Source organism: Catellatospora vulcania (assembly GCF_009720385.1).
Classification (GTDB): domain Bacteria; phylum Actinomycetota; class Actinomycetes; order Mycobacteriales; family Micromonosporaceae; genus Catellatospora; species Catellatospora vulcania.
On sequence record NZ_ML769302.1, the window covers coordinates 686,817 to 709,517 of the forward strand.

18 protein-coding genes, 4 tRNA genes, 1 other RNA gene and 1 pseudogene are annotated in these 22,701 nt (G+C 69.1%); 15 read left to right on the forward strand and 9 right to left on the reverse strand.

Annotated elements, in window-relative coordinates; translation table 11 throughout:
- Positions 1-52: 52 nt before the first annotated feature.
- The gene (locus tag F6W97_RS07465) at positions 53-835 is read right to left on the reverse strand and encodes a (2Fe-2S)-binding protein (protein ID WP_155369582.1); all 783 of its coding nucleotides are present in this window, start codon (positions 833-835) and stop codon (positions 53-55) included.
- 320 nt (positions 836-1,155) lie between these two features.
- On the opposite strand from F6W97_RS07465, the pseudogene F6W97_RS07470 reads away from it, so the two are divergent.
- Positions 1,156-2,109, forward strand: a pseudogene (locus tag F6W97_RS07470) (helix-turn-helix domain-containing protein); the annotation flags it as partial.
- A 69-nt stretch (positions 2,110-2,178) separates the two neighbouring features.
- On the opposite strand, the gene F6W97_RS07475 reads toward F6W97_RS07470, so the two are convergent.
- A complete protein-coding gene (locus F6W97_RS07475) occupies positions 2,179-3,291 on the reverse strand; it encodes a globin domain-containing protein (RefSeq protein WP_155369364.1) in 1,113 nt (370 codons plus the stop codon).
- 63 nt (positions 3,292-3,354) lie between these two features.
- On the opposite strand from F6W97_RS07475, the gene F6W97_RS07480 reads away from it, so the two are divergent.
- Positions 3,355-4,152, forward strand: a complete 798-nt coding sequence (locus tag F6W97_RS07480; protein WP_155369365.1) for a CPBP family intramembrane glutamic endopeptidase — start codon at positions 3,355-3,357, stop codon at positions 4,150-4,152.
- Positions 4,153-4,186: 34 nt separating this feature from the next.
- Positions 4,187-4,561, forward strand: a complete 375-nt coding sequence (locus tag F6W97_RS07485) for a hypothetical protein (protein ID WP_155369366.1) — start codon at positions 4,187-4,189, stop codon at positions 4,559-4,561.
- Positions 4,562-4,601: 40 nt separating this feature from the next.
- Here the strand turns inward: F6W97_RS07485 and F6W97_RS07490 are convergent, their stop codons facing one another.
- Positions 4,602-6,926, reverse strand: coding sequence for a carboxypeptidase regulatory-like domain-containing protein (locus tag F6W97_RS07490; RefSeq protein ID WP_155369367.1), 2,325 nt, complete (start codon positions 6,924-6,926; stop codon positions 4,602-4,604).
- 160 nt (positions 6,927-7,086) lie between these two features.
- On the reverse strand, positions 7,087-9,390 hold the full coding sequence (locus F6W97_RS07495) for an MSCRAMM family protein (RefSeq protein WP_155369368.1): 2,304 nt from the start codon (positions 9,388-9,390) through the stop codon (positions 7,087-7,089).
- Positions 9,391-9,534: 144 nt separating this feature from the next.
- On the opposite strand from F6W97_RS07495, the gene F6W97_RS07500 reads away from it, so the two are divergent.
- Together F6W97_RS07500 and F6W97_RS07505 are read left to right on the forward strand one after the other, a co-directional pair.
- Positions 9,535-9,625: transfer RNA gene (locus tag F6W97_RS07500), tRNA-Ser, on the forward strand.
- 59 nt (positions 9,626-9,684) lie between these two features.
- A tRNA-Arg gene (locus tag F6W97_RS07505) sits at positions 9,685-9,757 on the forward strand.
- A 138-nt stretch (positions 9,758-9,895) separates the two neighbouring features.
- On the opposite strand, the gene F6W97_RS07510 is transcribed toward F6W97_RS07505, so the two are convergent.
- A complete protein-coding gene (locus tag F6W97_RS07510; protein WP_144119775.1) occupies positions 9,896-10,120 on the reverse strand; it encodes a winged helix-turn-helix domain-containing protein in 225 nt (74 codons plus the stop codon).
- Between the two features lie 632 nt (positions 10,121-10,752).
- Here F6W97_RS07510 and F6W97_RS07515 point away from each other — a divergent pair.
- Both F6W97_RS07515 and F6W97_RS07520 read left to right on the forward strand, forming a co-directional pair.
- Positions 10,753-11,379, forward strand: coding sequence for a DUF6230 family protein (locus F6W97_RS07515; RefSeq protein WP_155369369.1), 627 nt, complete (start codon positions 10,753-10,755; stop codon positions 11,377-11,379).
- 63 nt (positions 11,380-11,442) lie between these two features.
- The gene (locus F6W97_RS07520) at positions 11,443-12,798 is read left to right on the forward strand and encodes a DUF6114 domain-containing protein (RefSeq protein WP_155369370.1); all 1,356 of its coding nucleotides are present in this window, start codon (positions 11,443-11,445) and stop codon (positions 12,796-12,798) included.
- Positions 12,799-12,865: 67 nt separating this feature from the next.
- On the opposite strand, the gene deoD is transcribed toward F6W97_RS07520, so the two are convergent.
- From deoD to F6W97_RS07540, 4 genes are all read right to left on the reverse strand, one after another.
- On the reverse strand, positions 12,866-13,576 hold the full coding sequence (gene deoD, locus F6W97_RS07525; RefSeq protein ID WP_155369371.1) for a purine-nucleoside phosphorylase: 711 nt from the start codon (positions 13,574-13,576) through the stop codon (positions 12,866-12,868).
- Between the two features lie 159 nt (positions 13,577-13,735).
- A tRNA-Ser gene (locus F6W97_RS07530) sits at positions 13,736-13,825 on the reverse strand.
- Positions 13,826-13,847: 22 nt separating this feature from the next.
- On the reverse strand, positions 13,848-14,387 hold the full coding sequence (locus tag F6W97_RS07535) for a hypothetical protein (RefSeq protein ID WP_155369372.1): 540 nt from the start codon (positions 14,385-14,387) through the stop codon (positions 13,848-13,850).
- Positions 14,388-14,744: 357 nt separating this feature from the next.
- A tRNA-Ser gene (locus F6W97_RS07540) sits at positions 14,745-14,832 on the reverse strand.
- 60 nt (positions 14,833-14,892) lie between these two features.
- Here F6W97_RS07540 and ffs point away from each other — a divergent pair.
- The 8 genes from ffs (at position 14,893) to F6W97_RS07580 (ending at position 22,578) form a co-directional block, all read left to right on the forward strand.
- Positions 14,893-14,988: signal recognition particle sRNA small type (gene ffs, locus F6W97_RS07545), an RNA gene on the forward strand.
- Between the two features lie 134 nt (positions 14,989-15,122).
- The gene (locus tag F6W97_RS07550; RefSeq protein ID WP_230686474.1) at positions 15,123-15,428 is read left to right on the forward strand and encodes a YbaB/EbfC family nucleoid-associated protein; all 306 of its coding nucleotides are present in this window, start codon (positions 15,123-15,125) and stop codon (positions 15,426-15,428) included.
- Positions 15,429-15,440: 12 nt separating this feature from the next.
- Positions 15,441-16,034 carry a recombination mediator RecR gene (recR, locus tag F6W97_RS07555; protein WP_155369374.1) on the forward strand — a complete coding sequence of 198 codons (594 nt, stop codon included), beginning with the start codon at positions 15,441-15,443 and terminating at the stop codon, positions 16,032-16,034.
- Positions 16,035-16,401: 367 nt separating this feature from the next.
- A complete protein-coding gene (locus F6W97_RS07560; protein WP_155369375.1) occupies positions 16,402-17,412 on the forward strand; it encodes an ABC transporter permease in 1,011 nt (336 codons plus the stop codon).
- A 69-nt stretch (positions 17,413-17,481) separates the two neighbouring features.
- Positions 17,482-19,239, forward strand: a complete 1,758-nt coding sequence (locus tag F6W97_RS07565) for an ABC transporter substrate-binding protein (RefSeq protein ID WP_155369376.1) — start codon at positions 17,482-17,484, stop codon at positions 19,237-19,239.
- Between the two features lie 114 nt (positions 19,240-19,353).
- Positions 19,354-20,367 (forward strand): ABC transporter permease, encoded by a 1,014-nt coding sequence (locus F6W97_RS07570; RefSeq protein ID WP_155369377.1) that lies wholly within the window; start codon positions 19,354-19,356, stop codon positions 20,365-20,367.
- The gene (locus F6W97_RS07575; protein ID WP_155369378.1) at positions 20,364-21,497 is read left to right on the forward strand and encodes an ABC transporter ATP-binding protein; all 1,134 of its coding nucleotides are present in this window, start codon (positions 20,364-20,366) and stop codon (positions 21,495-21,497) included. Before F6W97_RS07570 ends, F6W97_RS07575 begins: the two co-directional genes overlap by 4 nt.
- A 64-nt stretch (positions 21,498-21,561) precedes the next feature.
- The gene (locus F6W97_RS07580; RefSeq protein ID WP_155369379.1) at positions 21,562-22,578 is read left to right on the forward strand and encodes an ABC transporter ATP-binding protein; all 1,017 of its coding nucleotides are present in this window, start codon (positions 21,562-21,564) and stop codon (positions 22,576-22,578) included.
- Positions 22,579-22,701: the final 123 nt, after the last annotated feature.

The following is a 22,701-nucleotide window of genomic DNA, read 5'->3' on the forward strand; positions in this document are numbered from 1 at the left end:
ATGGGGAACGAGACTCGTGAAACGGTGTTCCTTGCCGGGCAACGGCGGGAGGTCAGCGCAGGCAGCAGCCGGAGCAGACCTTCGGCTGCGGCAGGGTGAAGGCCAGGCAGCAGGTGCGCCGGTGGACCTCGGGCTCGCCGTTCTCGCCCGTGCCGATGTCGACCAGGTCGGCGAGGTCCAGCGCGTCGAGCAGCTGCTGGGCGGCGCCGGCGGAGGTCGAGCCCGGCAGGGCGGGCGCGCTGCGCAGCACCGCGTACGCGATGCCGGAGGCGACGGAGCCGAGCAGGGTGCGCCGGCCGACCTTGACCTCGGCGCGGATGCGCTCGGACAGCGGGTCGAGGTGATGGTCGAGCAGGCTGGTGCGCAGGGTCTTGAGCAGCAGCGTCTCGTCCGGCACGACGGTGATGCCGGGCATGCCGGAGTGCGCCAGCGGGTCGTCGGGCAGCACCGCGACCTGAGGGGCGCGCAGGCCGACCTGCACCAGGGCCGCACCGGGCTCGTCGCCGCCGAAGCGCAGCAGGGTGGTGTCCGTGTCGACGATCGGCACGCGGCGTGCGGCGGCCCAGCTGAGCACGGCCGGCATCGCGACCCAGTAGGTGTACGACTTCCAGGCCAGCGTCGCGGCGGCGTGCGGGGCCGCTCCCCAGCGCTGGACGGCGGTGTCGAACAGGGCCGGCAGGGCCGAACCGTCGAGCAGTCGGCCGGCCGGGGTCCAGCCTTCGTCGTCGGTCACCAGCAGTGGATCGGCGAGCCCGTGCACGGCCGAGAGCCCTCGGCGACGGCGTACTGCACTGAGGGTGACGGCGAGGGGGCGCAGAGCGTCGGTCAGGACCAGAGGCGTTAGTGTACGCACTCGTTCCTCACCGAACCTTTCTCGCACATGCACCAGCACATCACGGGGTTGACCTCACTGTACCCCGATAAGGCTAGGCTAACCAGACCGGTGCCAGTTTACGCCAATTCGCTCACCGTGTGTCACTTCTGCGGGGGTTCTGGCGACTGCCGCACCGCCTGGCCGCTTGATCGCCTGTCAAGGTTTTTGTCAGGTAATCAGCAGTTCCCATTAACTGGTCCCGTAGCCGCGAAGAATGAGGATTCACGACGAGCGGAGGAGGGGGCGGGGTGTGGCATGACCGAGCGGAGCGAGGCAGGGTCATGAGCGTTTCGCCGGTGGAACGCGCCGTCGAGGCGTTCGCCGCCGAGCTCGGCCGGTGGCGGATCGACCGCGGCATGACCAAGAAGCAGCTCGCCAGCAGGATGGGGTTCGATCCGTCGTACATCAGCCACATCGAGGGCCGAAGACATCGGCCGACCGAGGACTTCGCCCGCCGGGCCGAAGCCGTGCTCAACGCGGGCGGCGTGATCTGGCGCCGCTTCCAGGAGTACGAGGAGGCCAGGCAGGCTCGCGGGCCGGCCACGCTGCTCACCCGGGAACCGGCGGTGCCCACCCAGTGGCTGCCGCCCGGCACGGGCCTCGTCGTCGAGCTGGAGGAAGCCCAGCTGACGTACGTGGACGGCGGCTACCACGTCATCGTGCGCCGCGCCCTCTACAACGCGGGCAACGAGCCGGTGACGCGTTACCTGATCCGGGTCGCCGTCGACCGCTACCCCGGCCAGCCGCAGCGCTCCAACGCCCACCACCGGGCGTACCCGCTCGGGCTGGACGAACTGCACCTGGTGGCGTTCTGCGGGGAGCCGGGGGCCGCCGAGCCCATGGTGTGGCGGGCGAAGCAGGACCGTGACGCGTTCAAGGAGATCTGGCTGCTGTTCGAGAACGCCGACGGCCGGTTTCCGCTCTATCCTGGCGAGCGGACCACCGTGGAGTACCGCTACCGCGTCGACGAGCTGAAATGGGGCAGCTGGTTCGAGCGCGCGGTCCGGCTGCCCACGCGGCGGCTGGTGGTGCAGATGCGCTTCCCGGCCATGCTCGACCCGCAGGTGTGGGGTGTCGAGACGTCCATGGCGGCCGAGGAGGCTCCGCTGCGCACCCCGATCGTGCGCGAACTGGAGGGCGACCGGGCGGTGTTCACCTGGCGCACCGAGGACCCCTCGCTCAACGCCCGGTTCCAGCTGCAGTGGCGCTTCCGCGCCGTGACCTCCGCACCGCCCGTGGTCGCGGCGCACTGACACACGACGAGGCCCGCCGGTCCGGCGGGCCTCAGGTCGGTGGGCGGCGGCTCAGTGCTCGCTGAAGGCGTCGTACCGGATGCGGGTCTGCGGCACCTTGAGCTGCGACACCGCGCGGAGCGTGCCGCGAACCATGCTCGGCGAGCCGGAGACGAAGAAGTCGTGCTCCATCCACGGGCCGAACCTCGCCAGCGCGTCGGCGACCGAGCCCTCCTCGCCGCCCCAGCCCGGGTCGTCACTGCACACCGGCACGATCGACAGCCACGGGTACGCGGCCGCCATCTCCTGCAGCGCCGCCAGGTCGTAGAGGTCGTCGCGGTTGCGCGCGCCGAAGAAGACGTGCACCCAGCGGGTGCGGTTGAACGTGGTCAGGTCCTCCAGCAGCGCCTTGATCGGCGATAGCCCGGTGCCGCCGGCGACGAAGACGATGTCGCGGGTGGACCGGCGGTCCAGCACCATGGACCCCATCGGGGCGGCCAGCCGCACCAGGTCGCCGACCTGCACCCGGCGCACCAGCGCGCCGGAGACCCAGCCCGCGCCCAGCGCCCGCACGTGGAAGTCCATCGTGTTGTCGGTGCGCGGCGCGTTGGCGACCGAGTAGGTGCGCCACACCCGCGGGTGGAACTTGGGCGCCTCGACCGACACATACTGCCCGGCGCGGTACTCCAGCTGCTGGAACGGGCGCACGGTGAGCATCGCGATGTTGTTGGCGCGGCGCTCGTGCGCGATGACCTCCGCGTGCCACCAGGCGGGGTTGCTGTCCGCCGAGGCGCCCGCGAGCATCTTGCGGGCGATGACGTCGTACGCGTCCCGCCAGGCCTGGTCGTACTCGTAGGACCACTCGGGCCCGGCGAACGTGCGCATCGCCTCCAGCAGCGCCGCGCCGACCACCTCGTAGTGCTCGGGCACCACTTGGAACTTGCGGTGGTCGCGCCCGAGTGAGCGCAGATACTCGTCGAACCGTTCCGGGTCGTCGACGGACTGCACCGCGGTCACGATCGCCCCCAGCAACCGGGCCCGCTGCACGTCCATCGTCACCGGGAACATGTCCCGCACGCCCGGATTGTTGAGGAAGATCCGCGCGTAGAAATAGCCGGCCACTTTGTCCTGTTGCTCCTCGACAAGTGTCCAGCTTTCTTTCAACAGCCGCTGAAGGTCGCTCACGTTCGTAACGATGTCAACGCAACGCGGTCGCCCGTCGCACAGACTGTGCGACCCTCTTGTGTCATGGCTGCTGAAGAGCTCGTCCGGGGGATCACCGCCCCCACCCGACCGGTCCTGCGCAACGAGGTCTGGTTGCTGCTCGGCGTCTCGCTCGGGCACTCCGCGGTGTGGTCTGCGCTGTCGCTGATCGACAAACTGACCCGCCCGGCGCCACTGAACCAGCAGGCCTCCGAGCTCAACGTCGCGCGCACCCCGGACCGGCCCTGGCTGGATCTGGCGTTCCAGCTCGCCGGCATCTTCTTCGCGCTGGTCCCGGCCCTGTTCGCGGCCCACCTGCTCAACCGCGGGCCCGGCTGGGACGGCCGCTTCGACGCACGCGGCCTGCTCGGGCTCGACGGGACCCGCCGCGGCTTCGACGCCGGATCCGGGGCGCTGCTGGCCGCCGCGATCGGCATCCCCGGGCTGGCCCTGTACGTGGCCGCCCGGGAGCTGGGCCTGAACACCACCGTCGTCGCCGAAGGCCTCGGCGAGGTGTGGTGGGCGCTGCCGGTGCTGCTGCTGGCCGCGGTGCAGAACGCGATCCTGGAGGAGGTGGTCGTCGTCGGCTACCTGATCACCCGGCTGCGCCAGCTGTCCTGGGGCGTGCCCGCCGTGATCGCGACCAGCGCGCTGCTGCGCGGCGCTTACCACCTCTACCAGGGCTTCGGCGGTTTCGTCGGCAACGCGGTGATGGGCGTGGTGTTCGCGCTGTTCTTCCTGCGCTACCGGCGCACCGGGCCGCTGATCGTGGCGCACTCGCTGCTCGACATCGTGGCTTTCGTCGGATACGCCCTGCTGGCCGACCAGCTCGACTGGATCTGAGCGATCTTCGCCCAAGCGGGGTAAGCATGCATTCATGCGGACTCTCGCGAGCGTGCTCGCCCCGGTGTTGTCCGGGGCGGCCTACCTGCTGCTGATCCCCTGGGACCTGCGCAACCGGCCGGAGCACCCGGGTGAGCTGATCGAGACGACACCGGTGCGCACCTGGGCCGTGGTGGTGTTCGTGCTGGTGCTGCTCGCGCTGGGGCTGTGGCTCGGCCGGGCCGGGGTCCCGCCCTGGCAGGCGATGCCGCTCGGCGCGGGCGTGCCGTCGGCGCTGCTGCTGGTGTCGTACCTGACCCACCGGGCCCCGGACGCCAACCCGTGGCCCCTGGCCTGGGTCTGCTTCACGGTGCTGATGGCGGGCGCCGTGCTGGCGGCCGCGTTCGCCGGGCGGCTGTCCGCCCGCTGACGAAGCAAGGGGGCGGCCCACGGCCGCCCCCTTGCGCGTATCAACTGAACTGGTAGGACACGACCGTCGGGGTGCCGTTGGCGTAGACGCGCACCGACGTCGCCGAGGCGAAGTCCGTGCCGCCGTACCAGCCGTGCCGGTTGCCGCTGCCCGTGTCGTACTGGAACTTCACGTGCTGCGAGCCGAGCACCCGGAACACCGCCTCGGCGCCGGACTGCTCGACCCAGGCGTAACCGGCCACGTCACCGGTGCCGACCGTGTACGCCACGGCGAAACCACCGGGCGGCCCGCCGGCGACCGTCACCCGGACCTCGGTGCCCAGCTTGAGCTGCTGGTCGAAGGTGGTGGTCTGACCCGCCTGCACGCTCACCTCGACCGCGTCGTGCCGCTTGGCCTGTGCGCCGCTCCACTGCCAGGCGTGGGAGCCGGTCCGGAAGCTCAGCGGCCACTGGTACGGCCCGAGGAAGTCGACGGTGTACCGGCCGTCGCCGCCGATCGCGACCTCCCCGAGGCTGCCGTTGCCGACCACCGGGGTGGCGGCCGCGACCTTGCCGCCGGTGACCGGAGCCCCGTCGGCGCCGGTGACGACACCGGTGATGACACCGGCACGGTCCATCCGGATCTTGTGGATGTCGCGCAGCTGGCCCGCCGTGAACGTCCACGACTTGGCCTCGCGCTGGTCACCGGTGCCGCCGTCCTGGCCGACCCACTGCGCGCCGTAGGGCGAGTCACCTTCCGGCAGCGCGAAGACCTGGTAGCGGCCCGCCTCGACGAAGATCGTTACGTAGCCGTCGGCCGCACTCGCCGACTGGCAGCCCTCGAACAGCCGGAACCGGTCCGTGGTCGCCGGGTGCAGGCAGACGCCCTCGATCGGCGCGCCGGTCTCGGCGTCGACGATCTGGGCCTTGAGCCGGGCGTACGGCTGCAAGGCCACCTCGATCTCGGTCTGCTCGCCCGCCACCGCGGTGACCTGCACGCCCACCGTGTTGACGAAGCCCATGGCGTAGACGTTCAGCTCGTGGGCGCCCGCGGGCACGTCGGGCAGCAGCGCGACACCCTGCCAGCCCACCGCGTGGAACCGGCCGGACGACACGGAGAAGTCCTCGATGACGGCACCGGTGACGGCGTTCTTCGCGGTGATCCGGACGCTGCCGCCGGGCAGCTTCGTGTCGTCCACGTACACCGTCTGGCTCGCCGCGACGGTGATCGTCTCGGCCTCGGCCGCACTGACCTTGCCGTACGCCCACTGGCTGATTCCGTGGTCCGTCGAGGAGAAATAGACCTTGTAGTCACCCTCCGGGATGTCGTATCGGCGCCAGTAGCCGTCGAAGTCGGTCGTCGCGGTGAACCAGCCGCCGTTGACGGTGTCCTCGAAGGAGACCCTGACGTTGTCCAGGCCGTTGCCCGTGCTGTCGGTGAACCTGCCCTGCGCCCGGCCGGTGCCGCGCAACACCTCGTCGACGGTCGTCACCGTGTCCGCGGCAACCGTGAACACCTGGGCGTCCGCGCGGGACCGGCCGCCCGGCACGTACTTCATCGACTCGCCGAACTCCAGGCCGACCACGTAGTCGCCGGGCAGGACGTCGATCCGGTACGCGCCGTTGCCGTCGGTGCTGGCGACGCCGATGTCGTTGCCGCCGGTCACCGGCTCGGCGACGACCGTCTGCCAGGCCACGGGCGAGCCGTCGACCCGGGTGACGCGCCCGGCGACGGTGCCGACGGCCAGCGCCGTCTCGTCGACGGTGATGGTCTGGCCTTCGACGACCTCGTACAGGCCCGCTTCGCTGTATTCGCGCTTGCCGGGCGCGTACTGCTCGGCGATCGGCCCGGTGAACCGGAGCCGCTGGGGCCCGGTGGGCGAGGAGAGCGTGTAGTAGCCGTTCTGATCGGTGTACGTGCCCGTGATGCTGTTGGCGTCCGGCAGCGCGACAGAGACCCAGCACCAGGCGATCGGGCTGCCGTCGGGGCGGGTGACCCGGCCGGTGATGGTCCCGACGGGGATCAGGCTGTCGTCCACGACCGTCTCGGCGCCCGAGGTGACCGTGATCGGCGTGCCCGAGTCCCAGTCGACGGCGCGGTGAGCGTACTGGGGCAGCCGACCCGGCGGCATGAAGTAGACCCGGTAGTCGTTGCCGGGCACCAGGTCGGCGATCCGGTAGCGGCCGTCCTCGTCGGTGACGGCGGAGCCGTAGCTCTCGCCGTAGGCGTCCACCGCGACGCCCGCGACGGGCACGCCGTGGTCGGTGAGCTGTCCGGTGATGGTGCCGGTTGCGGGTGCGGCCTGCGCCGGCGCGGTCAGTCCCATGGTGGCGACCGCGACGGTGAGCAGCGTCAACCCGAGCCGGCGCAGCGTGTGTCTGCGCATACGTCCTCAAGGTGTGAGAGGGGATGTGCACACACGGGTGATGAAGGGCCCCCGTGAATGTGGATCGCACATTAGCGGTCCGGTCCGTCAATGCGCTGCCCGATATCAAGAGGGCGGGGCCGGGACGAAACGTCCCGGCCCCGCCCGTGCAGGTGATCCGTCAGCTGAGCACGAACACCGTGTTGCCGCCCGCCGGGACGGACACGACGGTCGCGTGCTCGCGGTCGGCTCCGCCGTACCAGTTCCAGCCGTCGCTCTCGATCCAGCGGATCTTCACCGTCTGCGGGCCGAGCACCCGGAACGTGGCTCCGTCCGCGAAGCTCTGCTCCGTCCACCCGGCGCCGGAGACGTCGCCGGCGGAGGCGTTCTCGACCAGGACGAACCCGGTGCCGAGCTGGCCCGGGACCTTCACGGTGATCAGGTTGCCCCGGGTCATCTTGTAGTCGTAGGTGGTGGTCTGACCTGCCGTCACCGTGATCCGCTCGGAGATGAACCGGTTGCCGGTGCCGCCGCTCCACTGCGGAGCGTGGTCCAGCGCCTTGAACAGCAGCGGCCACTGGTACGGCCCGAGGAAGTCGATGGTGTACCGGCCGTCGGTGTCGACGTCGACCGAGCCGAGCCCGCCGCCGACGTTGAAGCCCTCGTCGAGCACCCGGACCGAGCCGTACTGGATGCCGCCCGTCTTGGTGGTGACCTTGCCGGTGATCGTCCCCGCCTTGTCCATCTTGATCGTGGGTGCGGTGAGGGTCTGCCCGGCGGTGAGGGTGAAGTCCCGCGCCTGGCCCTGCAGGCCGGTGCCGCCGTTGGCGCCGAGCCACTGCGCGCCGTATCCCGGCGCGTTCGACGGGAAGGCGAACAGCTGCACCTTGCCGGGGTCGACGTTCAGCGTGACCTTGCCGTCGGCGGCGGTGGGCTCACAGCCGTCCGGCAGCACCGGGTGCGCCGGCAGGATCGTGAAGACGCAGACACCGGCCAACGGCAGCCCGGTCGCCTTGTCCACGACCTTGGTGACCAGCTTGGCCTGCGGGGTCAGCGTGAGCACGACCGTCGCCTGCTCACCCGCGGTGATGGTGACCGGAACGTCGGTCGCTGCGTAGCCGTTCGCCCAGGGGCGCACCACGTAGTCCCCGGCCCGCAGGTCGGAGATGGTGACGACCCCGTTGTCGGTGCTCTCGGAGCGGACGCCCACGTCCACCGAGAACGAGCCGACCGCGGCACCGGTGATCGCGTTCTTCGCGGTCACCTTCAGGCTGCCGCTGGGCAGCTTGACGTCGTCGACCACGGTGTTCTGGCCGGCCGTGACGGCGACCCGGTCCGCGGCGCCGTAGCTGGTCTTGCCGCGCGCGTACTGGTCGACGCCCTGCGCGCCGTCGAACCGCACCACGTACTGGGCGGCGGGCAGCTCGGGGAAGCTGTAGGCGCCGTCCGCGTCGGTCGTCGCCGACACGTCCAGGTACCTGCCGTCGGCGGCGTTCTGGAGCCCGACCGAGACGTCGGCCAGCCCGTCGCCGCCGGCGTCGGTGAAGTGCCCGGAGATGGAGCCGGTCGGCAGCAGCTGCTGGTCCACGGTGCGCACGCTGTCCGCCGTCACCGTGACGGTGCCGGCGGCCTGCTCGGTCCACACGTTCGGGTACCACTGCTGCAGCCCGGACTCGCGGGTCACGCGCATCCGCCACTCGCCGCTGAACACGCCGTCGATCCGGTAGGTGCCGTCGGCTTCGGTGTACGCGCTCGGGCCGTAGTTGCCGTTGACCTCGAAGAGCTGGACGTCGACACCGGCGGCGGGTCCACCGTCGGCCGCGGTGATCCGGCCGGCCACGCTGCCGGCCGGCAGCTTGGTGTCGTTGACGGTGACCGTCTGGCCGGCGGCGACGTCGAAGTACGTCGCGGCGCCGTTGTCGCGGGCGCCGTACGCCCACTGGGACGTGCCGTTGCCGAACTGGAACTGGACCTGGTAGCGGCCCGGGTGCACGCCCAGCGTGAAGTCGCCGTCCGAGAACCAGGCCGACGAGCTCATGCCGTTGTCGGCCTGCGCGGTGATGTAGGCGCTGAGGCCGTTGCCGTCCGCGTCGACCAGGCGACCGGTGACGGTGCCGAACGGCAGCAGGCTCTCGTCGACGGTGGTCACCGCCCCGGCGGTGACCGCGATCTGGGCAGCCTCGTCCCAGGTGCGGCCGTTGTGGGCGAACTGCTCCGGGTGGCCTGCGGCCTGGAACTGGACGACATACGGGCCGGGTGTAAGCCCGGTGATCTCGTATCGCCCGGTCGAATCGGTGGAGGCGGAGCCCCAGCCGTCGCCCGAGGCGTTGACCTGGGCGTCGGCGACGGGCTGGCCGTTGTAGGTGAGGTGTCCGGTGATGGTGCCGGTGTCCGGGTCGGCGTGGGCAGGCGCGGCCAGTCCCATGGTGGCGATGGTCGCAGCGAGCAGCACGAGTCCGACCCGGCGCAGCGGTGTCCTGCGCATGTGGTCCTCGACTGGTGTGAAGGAGGGGTTGAACACAGCGAGGGGAAGTCCCCGTGCGCGACACGGTATCCGCTTTGCTCTCGGCCGTGGGGGCACGGTATTCTTCTGCGTCGGTGGTCAACAGGGCAACCTGAGGATCGCCATGGAGGCTTCGCCTAGTTCGGTCTATGGCGCCGCACTGCTAATGCGGTTGGGGTCTTAAAGCCCCTCCCGGGTTCGAATCCCGGAGCCTCCGCGCAGGACCACCTGAACGGCCGGGAAACCGGCCGTGTATGCTGATCCCGCACCAAGCGAGCGCCCGTAGCTCAATGGATAGAGCATCTGACTACGGATCAGAAGGTTAGGGGTTCGAGTCCCTTCGGGCGCACAGAAGCCCCCCTGAGCAGCAATGTTCAGGGGGGCGTTTGCGTTTCCGGGTTTCGACGTGCTGCATGAGCGTTGTCGGCGCACACGCCGTCGCGCCCGCACCACCGTGGCGGCGCGGGCGTGCAGGCGTCGGAGGGGGTCAGTCCTTGCGGTTGGGGTCCTTGACGAAGACTCCGTCCCCTTGGCGTCCCTCGATCAGGCCCTCGGCTTTGAGCACCAGCATCGCGCCGCGGACGGAACCGTAGCTGATCTGGTACTCCTCCCGGATCTGGCTGATGGACGGCAGTTTGTCGCCCGGCTTCAGCTCCCCCGAGCGGATCTTCTCGCGGATGGCGTTAGCCAGCCGCTCGTACTTCGCGGTCATACCATCTCCCATGGCTCGCCTCAGTAGTAGATCACCGTCACTCGCCCCGAATCAACTCTTCAGCTGGATATCTAGACATAGTCAACTAGCTCGTTTATGGTGATGGCGGTCTCATCTCCCTGGCTCGCACCCCGGGGATGGAGACCGTTGGTGTGCCGACTGCTGCGAGGGACGCGTAGGCGGTATGCCGGGCGCGGCGGACGCTTCACGTGTGCCGCGAGCCGCCGCGCCCTCCAGTGCGCCGACGTCATCGGGTCGGTCGCCACGCTCGCATGGTCGGGTGTCTATATAAGATCCAGTCGGCGGCCGGACCTGGCCATTCGGCCGATGGGAGAGCCGCACGCAGAGCGCCGTTACCAAAACGTTACTGATCAGCAAATCTCGACGGTGTGTGACGCCCGTCATCGGCAAAGCGGGCATCTTCTGCGAAATGCCAGGCGATTCATGACGGTGCGTCACTGCAATGGAACGAGCACACCACCGACTGTTACTGGTCAGTAGCTTGGCTCTTGTGGTCCGCGTCATAAGACGGAAACATCGTCGGCACCCCGAGCGCGGTCTCACCCTGCGCACGGCGAAGACAGACCCCGCAGGCGGTGCGCCGCGGGGCAACCCCATCGCGAGGAGGACCTGTGAAGGACTCGCAAGGCAATCTGGTACTGGGCAGTACCAGATGGCGGCGCTTCGCCGCCGTGGTGATCCCGGCGACCATCGCGGTCTCCGGCCTGATGGCCGGCGTGGCCAACGGCGCCGTCCCGGTCACCTTCCATGTCTCCGGGCAGACCGCCAAGATCTCGGCGGACAAGCTGGTGGCCGACGGCTTCAGCCAGTACGGCAGCGTGGTCCAGGAGAAGAACGGCACGCCGCACCCGGTGGCGATGTCGGCGATCAAGGACGCGACGCTGACCAACCTGTGCCAGTCGGTCACCACGCCGATCCCGGGCCTGGGCAACGTCACGCTGTTCATCCGGGCCGGCCGTGAGGACGGCGCGCCGGTGAAGGCGAAGGACCTGCTCATCGGCATGGACAGCCTGGAAGGCGACGCCGTCTTCACCAACATCAACATCGGTGCGGACGCCTCCGAGCTGACCGCCGGCGGTCCGCACCACGGCCAGGCCGGCCTGTTCGGCCAGGAGGCCGACCGCGCCGACATCACGGGCGTCAAGCAGATCGCCCGGCTGACCCAGGCCGGCACGTTCGCGCTGAACGGGCTGTCGCTGACGGTCTCCATGGACAGCACGGGCTGCTTCGCTGGCTGAGCTGTTGACCGGGGACGTGTCGGCTAGGCACGTTCCCGGTCACCCTGATTCTTGGAGGCACCCGTGACCCTGTGGCAGCGGTTCAGCGCCTGGCGGCGCAGCCGGCCGTTCTGGGGTGGTCTGCTGGCCGCACTGGCCGGCGTGGAGATCATCGCCACCACGAAGATGACCCTGGACGGGGCCACCCTCAGCGTCGGCATCAACGGCTTCCAGGCACTGCTCATCCCGCTGATGCTCGTGCTGGCCGGCCTGCTGGCCTGGTTCACGCCCGCGCAGCGGATGTTCTACGGCCTGATCGCCGTGTTCGTCGCGATCTACTCGCTGCTCGCCGTCAACCTGGGCGGCTGGTTCCTCGGGACGCTGCTCGGCATCGCCGGCGGCGGCCTGATCTTCGCGTGGAACCCGGCCGACGGTGACCCGGCGGGCGGTGGCGAGCCGGAGTCCGGTGACGACGGCGACCAGCACGCGGACATGGACGGCCTGCTCGACGGCCCGATGACGGACACCCTGCCGCGCGCGGTGAACCCGCTGCGCGACGGAGTGCCCGCCCCCCGCCAGGCAGGCGACGACCAGACCGTCGCCGACGACCGGCACCACGGCGGCCCGCGTCACGCCGCCATGGTGATCGCCGTGGCGACGCTCGCGGCCAGCGCACTCAGCCTCGTCGTGGCACAGCAGCCGGCGCGGGCCGCGGACTGCGGCACGCAGACGGCGGCGGTCCGGACCGGGCCGGTGCGCGAGGTCATCGGCGGGATCCTCGACGCGGTCGGCGGCCTGCTCGGCGCCGACCAGGCGTCGCCCAGCCCGTCGCCGTCGGCGTCGCCGGAACCGTGCCCCTCCCCGGAGGAGCCGTCGGCGTCACCGACCGGGGGGCCGAAGCCGTCGGCCTCCCCGAAGCCGGATCCGTCCGGCAGTCCCTCGCCGAGCGGGTCGGCCTCGCCCGACCCGTCCGGCAGCCCCACCCCGTCGCCCGCGCCGATCATCAAGGCAGCCCGTGGCCAGCAGCCGGTCGCCGAGCGGCCGGCGCTGATGACGGGCAGCCGGGTGACGATGTACGGGCTCGCCTTCGACGGGATCGTCGAGCTGCCCACCAAGGACGGCGGGACCGTACGGACGCTCCGCTTCTCCATGGACAAGTCGGACACCAACGATTTCCGGCTGCGGGTGTACGGCAAGGACAACTGGGTCACCGACATCACCACGCCCAAGCTCACGGTGGAGGGCGACCGGGTGTACTTCTACACCAGCCGGTTCCGGGGCAAGGCCCTCGGCGTGCTGGACGTCGACTACACGCCCGACGAGCCGCCGCTGCTGACGCCGCCGCTGGTCTTCTTCACCGACCCGGTGATCGACCTGGTGTACGTCGACTCGCCCAAGCTGCGGGCACCCGACATGAAGATCGACGAGCACCGGATCTGAGCACGACCAAGAGGCCCCCGGCCGCGGAGCGCTCCGCGGCCGGGGGCCTTGTCGTGTGCGAGGTGGGTCAGGCGGCGACGACGGTGTCGAGCGCGATCTCGACCATCTGCGAGAACGTCTGCTCGCGCTCCTGCGCCGTGGTGGCCTCGCCGCGCTTGATGTGGTCGCTGACGGTGAGGATGGTCAGCGCGCGGGCGTCGTAGCGGGCTGCGATCGTGTACAGCGCCGCCGACTCCATCTCCACCGCGAGCACGCCGTAGTCGGCGAGGGTGTCGTACAGGTCGGGACGGTCGGTGTAGAAGGCGTCCGCGGCCAGGATCGGGCCGACGCGCATGGTGATGCCGCGCTGCTCGGCCACCTCGACCGCCTTTCGCAGCAGGGCGAAGTTCGCCACCGGCGCGTAGTCGATCAGGCCGTCGAAGCGCATCCGGTTCATGTTCGAGTCGGTGCTCGACCCGATCGCGGCGACCACGTCGCGCAGGTTGAGCGACTCGGCCAGGGCTCCGCAGGAGCCCACCCGGATCAGGGTCTTCACGCCGTACTCGTTGATCAGTTCGTGCGCGTAGATGGAGGCCGAGGGCATGCCCATCCCGGAGCCCTGCACGGAGACCCGGGTGCCCTGGTAGGTGCCGGTGAAACCGAACATGTTGCGCACCGTCGAGTAGCACTTGGCGTCCTCGAGGTAGTTCTCCGCGATCCATTTGGCCCGTAGCGGGTCGCCCGGCATGAGGACCCGGTCCGCGATCTCACCGGGCTTGGCGCCGATATGCGTACTCATTAGCCGATCTTCCCACGCGGTCGTCGGGCCCCGGCGGCAGATCAGCCCCAGGCGGCTTCGGTCACCTCTGCCTCGCCGCGTCGGAGCCAGGGGCACGATCTGCGCGAAAAAGGAGAACGCCCGGCTGTCCGTGGAAGGACTGCCGGGCGTTCTGCCGTTTGGCGGTGGCGGAGGGATTTGAACCCTCGGAGGAGTTACCCCCTCACACGCTTTCGAGGCGTGCTCCTTAGGCCGCTCGGACACGCCACCGCCGGAGACTCTACACGAAGGTTCAGCAGCTCCCGAAACCGGTATTGAAGAGTCGGGTCAGGTACTCGCCGTAGCCCGCCACGGCCTTCTGCACGGTGACGCCGTCGTGCAGGAACAGGTAGCCGCGATCGCCCTGGACGACCAGCAGCCCGTCGAAGCGGTGGCTGCCCGCGGGCGCGGTCAGCACCTGGGCGTCCGGGTACGCGGTCCGGGCTTCCTGCAGCGAGCTGCCGGTGTGCACGCCCTCAGGGGTGCGCAGCGGCGCGTCGAACCACATCATCACCAGCCGGTCGTCGGCGGCGAAGACGAGGTTGCCCTGCGGCATGCCGGTGACCTGGGTGCTGCAGCCGTTGCGTGCCTTGTCCAGGCGCGGTTCGAGGTCCGCGCGCTTGGCGCCGAAGCGCACGTCGCGCACCCCCTGCAGGTGGACGATGTCCGGTCCCTGGACCACCGGCGTGGCGCTGACGGCCGGCCCCTGTGCCGGGGCGGTCGTGGCCTGCGTCGCCTGGGCGCACGCTGCGCTCAGCATCATGACGGTCGCGAGGGCGAGAGCTCCGCGCATGGCTGTCCCCCTAAAGACAACGGCCTGTGAGGCGACTCCCACCGGGGGTGAGGTCGTGCCCTCGACTATACGACTACATTCCGTGACTGCCACCTCACGCTGAGGTCGATTCACGTTGCACCTTGCCCGTTTATATCCAGTCTGGCGGTGTTTTATGCATCGCTAACCAGGTGAAAGTTCCCAGAGAGGGATGAAAGTCCGCCCAGAAATCTGCGGCGCCCGGAGCCGTCCAGCGGAGAAGGCCCGCATGGAACAGAACGGCGGCCTCGGGCCCGCGGTGACGATGAGGCCCCGAAACGGCGGAAGCCCCGGATCCACAGGGGACCGGGGCTTTGCGCGGCGCATATGCTGCGCTGGTGGCGGAGGATACGAGATTCGAACTCGTGAGGGTTTTATCCCAACACGCTTTCCAAGCGTGCGCCCTAGGCCTCTAGGCGAATCCTCCGTCGAGAAGGATACATACCGGGGTCGGGGTCGGCACGTGCACCCCCGCCGGGTACAGTTTGCTCAGCCCCCGTGCGGCGGCACCCTGTGAACCTCCCCAGGGCCGGAAGGCAGCAAGGATAAGCAGGCAATACCGGGTGCACGGGGGCCCTTTCGTGCCCACGCCCGCCGCCCGCGGCCACTCGACCTCATGATCAATATTCGTGACGGTGGCGGGGACTAGGCTGAGGGCGACATCCGACGGGTGACTGGTAGGGGAGTGCGGCGATGCGGCCGGGTGGACAGCCGAACATGCAGCAGCTGATGAAGCAGGCGCAGAAGATGCAGGCGCAGCTGGCCTCGGCGCAGGCGGCCCTGGCGGAGGCTGAGGTCACCGGCACGGCCGGCGGCGGGCTGGTGACCGTGAAGATGACCGGTTCCGGCGAGTTCCGCAGCATCTCCATCGACCCCAAGGCGGTCGATCCGGAGGACGTGGAGACCCTGGAGGACCTGGTGTCCGCCGCGATCACCAATGCCGCCGACGAGGTGCGCAAGCTCACCGAGCAGAAGATGGGTCCGCTGTCCGCCGGTCTCGGCGGCATGGGCCTTCCCTTCTAGGCCCGGCCGACCGTGTACGAAGGCGCGATCCAGGACCTCATCGACGAGCTCGGCCGGCTCCCCGGAGTGGGGCCCAAGAGCGCCCAGCGCATCGCGTTCCACGTGCTCTCGGCCGATCCGACGGACATCAAGCGGCTGGCCGCCGCGCTCACCCGGGTCAAGGAGCAGGTGCGCTTCTGCGTGCTCTGCTTCAACGTCGCCGAGGAGGAGCAGTGCCGCATCTGCCGCGATCCGCGGCGGCGTGACGATGCGCTGTGCGTGGTCGAGGAGCCCAAGGACGTCGTGGCGATCGAGCGGACCAACGAGTTCCGCGGCCGCTACCACGTGCTCGGCGGGGCGATCAACCCGCTGGAGGGCATCGGGCCCGACCACCTGCGCATCCGCGAGCTGATGGCCCGCCTCAGCTCGGGGCTGGTGACCGAGCTGATCCTCGCCACGGACCCCAACACCGAGGGCGAGGCGACGGCGACGTATCTCGCGCTGCTGGTCAAGCCGATGGGTATCACGGTGTCCCGGCTGGCGAGCGGCCTGCCCGTCGGCGGCGACCTGGAGTACGCCGACGAGATCACTCTCGGTCGCGCCTTCGAGGGCCGACGGACCCTCTGAGCGGCCGTTCAGCGCCGTAAAGATTTGCATAGTTCGATGTCTTCTTAGCTTTTACCTGCGATTTTCTTCGTACCTGGCGTCCGTTTTTTATAACGCCCTCATCACGGACCGGCCTGAACTTGGTTACAGGCACCCTGTGAGCTTGACGCCGGACGAACTTGCGAAGAATGCTCTGATCATGCGGTGGCGTGCACCACACTCCACCGCTGTCGCCCTGTCATCTGACCGCCCCCACGGTGGAGAGAGGGTCGGGCGGCGCGAATCACGCAGGTAACAACCGAGCGGATGTCGCGCGCGGCGCACCGCCCCCCGCCCGTCCGGGCGTACCGGTGCGACGTCGTCGCCTCCGCAGGGAGGCAGCCGGTATATGGCCACGCGAACCGACACCTCGGCCCCCGAGGGGACGAAGGCGCCAGCGAAGGCGATCGAGGGACGCTCCCTCGGCCGCATCGCCTGGACGCGCCTCAAGCGCGACAAGGCGGCCATGGCCGGCGGCATAGTCGTGATCCTGCTGATCATCATGGCGGTCTTCGCCCCACTGATCGTGAGCTGGTTCGGCCACCCGCCCAACGAGTTCCACCAGGATGCCGACCTGCTCGCGGCAGAGCTGGGCGGCCTGCCGCGCGGCGACTTCCTCTTCTTCGAGAACAGCGGCATCAGCGGTGACTTCCTCTTCGGCCTGGAGCCGCAGAACGGCCGCGACCTGTTCAGCGAGATCGTCTACGGGGCCCGGGTCTCCCTGCTGATCGCCTTCCTCGCCACCCTGGTGTCGGTGCTCATCGGCTCGGCCATGGGCGTCATCGCCGGCTTCTTCGGCGGCATGGCCGACACCGTGATCAGCTTCCTGATGAACGTCTTCCTGGCGTTCCCGCTGCTGCTGTTCGCGATCGCGCTGGTCGGCGTGCTGCCCGACACGGCGTTCGGGCTGACCGGCAACTCGCTGCGCATCGCCCTGCTGATCTTCATCATCGGCTTCTTCAACTGGCCGTACATCGCCCGGATCGTGCGCGGGCAGACGCTGTCGCTGCGCGAGCGCGAGTTCGTCGACGCCGCCCGCAGCCTGGGCGCGCGCGGGCCGTACATCATCGTCAAGGAGATGCTGCCGAACCTGGTGGCGCCCATCCTGGTCTACGCCACCCTGCTGATCCCGACGAACATCCTGTTCGAGGCGGCGCTGTCGTTCCTCGGCGTCGGTGTGCAGCGGCAGGTCGTCGGCGAGCCCGGTGTCACCTGGGGCGGTCTGCTCTCGGACGCGGCGCGCAACTCGGTGGTCCACTTCATGTTCTTCCCCGGCATGGCGATCTTCATCACCGTGCTGGCCTTCAACCTCTTCGGCGACGGACTCCGCGACGCGCTCGATCCCAAGAGCAAGCGCTGACCCGAGCCAACGCAACACCACCCACAGCGCGGTTCGAGACACGGACCGCTCCCCCCAGGGAGGAAGTTAGTGAGAAACAAGGGAAGGGTGCTGGCGGCGGCCACGGCCGTTTTCGCACTCGCGGTGACCGCAGCCTGCGGCTCCGGTGAAGAAACTCCGAAGACCCAGGAGGTGAAGCCCGAGTTCAACGGTGCGCTCACCTCGGTGTTCAACCCGTCTGACAAGCCGGGTGGCACGCTCAAGATGGCCATCTCGTCCGACTGGGACTCCGTTGACCCCGGCGACACCTACTACGGCCTCTCCTGGAACCTGCTCCGCCTCTACGGCCGGTCGCTGGTCATGTTCAAGCCGGCTCCGGGCGCTGCCAGCTCCGAGCTGGTCCCGGACCTCGCCGAGAGCCTGGGCCAGCCCAGCGACGGCGGCAAGACCTGGACGTACAAGCTGCGCGCCGGCGTCAAGTTCGAGGACGGCACGCCGATCACGTCGAAGGACGTGAAGTACGCGGTCATGCGGTCGATGGACAAGGAGGTGCTGGTCAACGGCTACACCTACTTCAACGACTTCCTGGACCTCGAGGCCGACTACAAGGGCCCGTTCAAGGACAAGGCCGCCGACACCAAGGCGATCGAGACCCCGGACGACCAGACCATCGTCTTCCACCTGAAGTCCGCCTTCGGTGGCTTCGACTACTTCGCGATGCTGCCGGCCACCGTGCCGGTGCCGGCCGCGAAGGACACCGGTGTGAAGTACAAGGAGCACGTCGTCGCCTCCGGCCCGTACATGTTCGACAAGTACGAGGCGGGCAAGGGCTTCACGCTCAAGCGCAACCCGAACTGGGACAAGGCGACCGACCCGAACCGCAAGGCTCTGCCGGACGCGTACGACGTCAAGATCGGCCTGAACGCCGACGACATCGACAACCAGCTCATCTCGGGTGACCTGCACGTCGACATCGCGGGCACCGGTGTGCAGCCGGCCGCGCTGCCGAAGGTGCTGCAGAACGAGGACATCAAGGCGTACGCCGACAACCCGGCCGTCGCCCGCCTCTGGTACACCTCGATCAACCCGAAGGTCGCTCCTTTCGACAAGAAGGAGTGCCGCGAGGCCGTCATGTACGCGATGGACCGCACCTCGTACCAGGCCGCCTTCGGTGGCGAGTTCGCCGGTGGCCAGATCGCCACCAGCATCATGCCGCCGCAGATCCCGGGCTACGCGCCGACCAACGTCTACCCGGCGGGTGCGGACAACAAGGGTGACCTGGACAAGGCCAAGGCCGCGCTGCAGGCTTGCGGCAAGCCGGACGGCTTCGACGTGACGATGGGCTTCCGGGCCGAGCGTCCCAAGGAGAAGGCGACCGCCGAGGCGTTCCAGCAGGCGCTGGCCCGCGTGGGCATCAAGGTCACCATCAAGGGCTTCCCGACCGGTGACTACTTCTCGCTGTACGCCGGCAAGCCGTCCTACCGCAACAGCCCGTCCACCGGCCTGGGCCTGATGGCCAACGGCTGGGGCGCGGACTGGAACGACGGCTACGGCTTCCTGTCGCAGATCGTGGACAGCCGGGTCATCCGTGACTCGGGCGGCTCGTCGAACCTCTCGGTCATCATCCCCGAGGTCGACACCCTGATCGACCAGGCGCTCGCCGAGACCGACGTCAAGAAGCGCGAAGCGCTCTGGGCGCAGATCGACAAGCGCGTCATGGAGGAGGCGGTCATCCTGCCCGGCGTGTGGTCCAAGGCCCTCACGCTGCGTGGCAAGGGCGCGACCAACGTCTTCGTCAACGAGGCGTTCGGTCAGTACGACTACCTCTCCATGGGTGTGGCGCAGTAAGCAGCACACCTGCTCCAACCCACCTGGCAATCATCAAAGGTAGGTGAAGGCGCAGGGTGGCCGGTCCGGCCGGGCTCGTTTTGCCCGGCCGGACCGGCTGCCCAAGCCGAAATCGTGGTCACTTTCTTCATCCGCCGGACCATCGGCGCGGTGCTGATGCTCTTCGTGGTCAGCATCTCGACGTTCCTGATCTTCTTCGGCCTGCCGCGCCTCGCCGGCGCCACGCCCGAGACCTTCGCCGCGCGATACCTCGGCCGGACCGCCGATGCGCACGCCCAACAGCTGTTCGCCGAGAAACTGGGCTTCTACGACCCGCTCTGGCTGCAGTACTGGAACTGGATCAAGGCGATCTTCGTCGGCACCGACTACGACTACGGCACCGGCATCGAACACTGCGCCGCACCCTGCTTCGGCTACTCGTTCCGAACCAACCACCCGGTCTGGGACGACCTGGTGGACCGGCTTCCGGTCACCTTCTCGCTGACCGTGGGGGCCTCGATCCTCTGGCTGGTGGGCGGTGTCGCGGTCGGCGTGCTGAGCGCGCTGCGCAAGGGCAGCTTCTTCGACCGGGCCGCGATGACCGGCGCGCTGGCGGGTGTGTCGCTGCCGCCGTACTTCACCGGCCTGATGTTCCTCTACTTCTTCAGCTACCAGTTCGACCTGACCGCGCCCGGCGGCACCTACGTCAACTTCACGGATGATCCGGGGGAGTGGGCGTTCAGCCTGATCCTGCCCTGGATCACGCTGGCGATGCTGAACGCGGCGGCCTACGCCCGGTTCACCCGGGCCGGCATGCTCGACACGATGGGCGAGGACTTCATCCGCACCGCGCGGGCCAAGGGCCTGCACGAACGGGTGGTGGTCACCAAGCACGGCCTGCGCGCCGCGCTGACCCCCATCATCACGATCTTCGGCTTGGACGTCGGCCTGCTGCTCGGCGGCGCGATCCTCACGGAGAGCACCTTCGGGCTCAAGGGCCTGGGCTACTTCGCCATCGACGCCATCAACAAGCAGGACTTCCCACAGATCATGGGCGTGACGATGTTCGCGGCGTTCTTCGTCGTCGTCGCCAACCTGATCGTCGATATGCTCTACGCGGTGGTCGACCCGCGGGTGAGGCTGTCATGAACACCGTGATCTCTCCTCGGCAGGATCCCACCGCCCGGCCGTTCCTTGAGCTGCGCGATCTGAAGATCCACTTCCCGACCGACGACGGCGTGGTCAAGTCCGTCGACGGACTGTCCTTCTCGCTGGAGCGGGGCAAGACGCTCGGCATCGTGGGCGAGTCGGGCTCCGGCAAGTCGGTGTCCAGCCTGGGCATCCTCGGCATCTACCACCGCCGCAACGCGAACGTGTCGGGCGAGATCTGGCTGGACGGCCAGGAACTGGTCAGCTCGTCGCCGGAGACCGTACGCGGGCTGCGTGGCAAGCGGATGGCGATGATCTTCCAGGATCCGCTGTCGGCGATGCACCCCTACTACACCGTCGGCGCCCAGATCATCGAGGCGTACCGGGTGCACCACAAGGTGTCCAAGAAGGTCGCCCGCAAGCACGCGATCGATCTGCTGGCCCGGGTCGGCATCCCGCAGCCGGACAAGCGCGTGGACGACTACCCGCACCAGTTCTCCGGCGGTATGCGCCAGCGCGCGATGATCGCGATGGCGCTGTCCTGCGACCCGGAGCTGCTGATCGCCGACGAGCCGACCACCGCCCTCGACGTGACGGTGCAGGCGCAGATCCTGGACCTGATGCGCGACCTGCAGCAGGAGTTCAACTCCGCGCTGATCATCATCACCCACGACCTGGGCGTCACCGCCGAACTCGCCGACGACGTGCTGGTCATGTACGGCGGCAAGTGCATCGAGTACGGCGCGGCCACCGAGATCTTCGAGAACCCCGAGCACCCGTACACCTGGGGCCTGCTCGGCTCGATGCCGCGGCTGGACCAGCCGGTCACCGAGCGGCTGCTGCCCATCAAGGGCACGCCGCCGTCGCTGATCAACATCCCGTCCGGCTGCGCCTTCCACCCGCGCTGCGCCTTCGAGGGGCGCACCGCGGGAGCCAGTGACACGCTCGTGCCCGAGCTGCAGCTCACCGGTACCAGCGGGCACCGGGTGCGCTGCCACATGCCGGCGCAGGTGCGTCAGCAGATCTGGCGTGACGAGATCAAGCCGACCCTGGAGGGCACGGGGCAGAGCGTGGCGAGCATGTCAGAGCTGCCGTCGGCCTCCGACGAGCAAAGCGAGGAGGTCGCATGAGCGAGCACAGCGAGCGATTCATGTGGCTGATCGATGCGGCCGACGAGCGAAGCGAGGAGGTCGCATGAGTACCCCTGACGAGGCGCTGCTGTCGGTGCGCGGCCTGAAGAAGCACTTCCCGATCACCAAGGGCGTGCTGCGCCGCAAGGTCGGCGCGGTGCAGGCCGTCGACGGCCTCGACTTCGACGTGCTGCCGGGAGAGACGCTCGGCCTGGTCGGCGAGTCCGGCTGCGGCAAGACGACCACCGGCCGGCTGCTGACCCGCCTCATCGAGCCGACCGCCGGCAGCATCCACTTCGAGGGCCGGGACATCTCGCACATGTCGCAGGGGCGGCTCCGCCCGTTCCGCCGCGACCTGCAGATGATCTTCCAGGACCCGTACTCGTCGCTGAACCCCCGGCACACGGTCGGCGCCATCGTCGGCGCGCCGTTCCGGATCCAGGGCGTGAAGACCGAACACGGCGTCAAGCGCGAGGTGCAGAAGCTGCTGGAGCTGGTCGGTCTCAACCCCGAGCACTACAACCGCTACCCGCACGAGTTCTCCGGCGGCCAGCGCCAGCGCATCGGCATCGCCCGCACGCTCGCCCTGAAGCCGAAGATGATCATCGCGGACGAGCCGGTGTCGGCACTGGACGTGTCGATCCAGGCTCAGGTGGTCAACCTGCTGGAGGACCTGCAGACCGAGCTCGGCCTGACCTACGTGGTGATCGCGCACGACCTGTCGGTGGTGCGCCACATCTCCGACCGGGTCGCGGTGATGTACCTCGGCAAGATCGTCGAGGTCGCCGACCGCGAGTCGCTGTACCGTGCACCGCGCCACCCGTACACGGCCGCACTGCTGTCGGCGGTGCCGGTGCCCGACCCGCGCCGGCGCGAGCTCGGCCAGCGTGAGCGCATCCTGCTCACCGGCGACGTGCCCAGCCCGATCAACCCGCCGTCGGGTTGCCGGTTCCGGACCCGGTGCTGGAAGGCGCAGGACATCTGCGCGACCACGCCGCCGCCGCTGGTCCGCCACGGCGACGACAACGCCGGTCACCTGGCCGCCTGCCACTTCCCGATGGCCCTGGGCGAAAAGCGCTGACCGCGACACCCACGAAAAGGCCCCGAGGCACACGCCCTCGGGGCCTTTCCACGTCTCCCCCACCCCCACCCGCCGCAACTCTTGAAGAGTCGCAGCCATCGGCCACCACGAGGGCGCGACTCT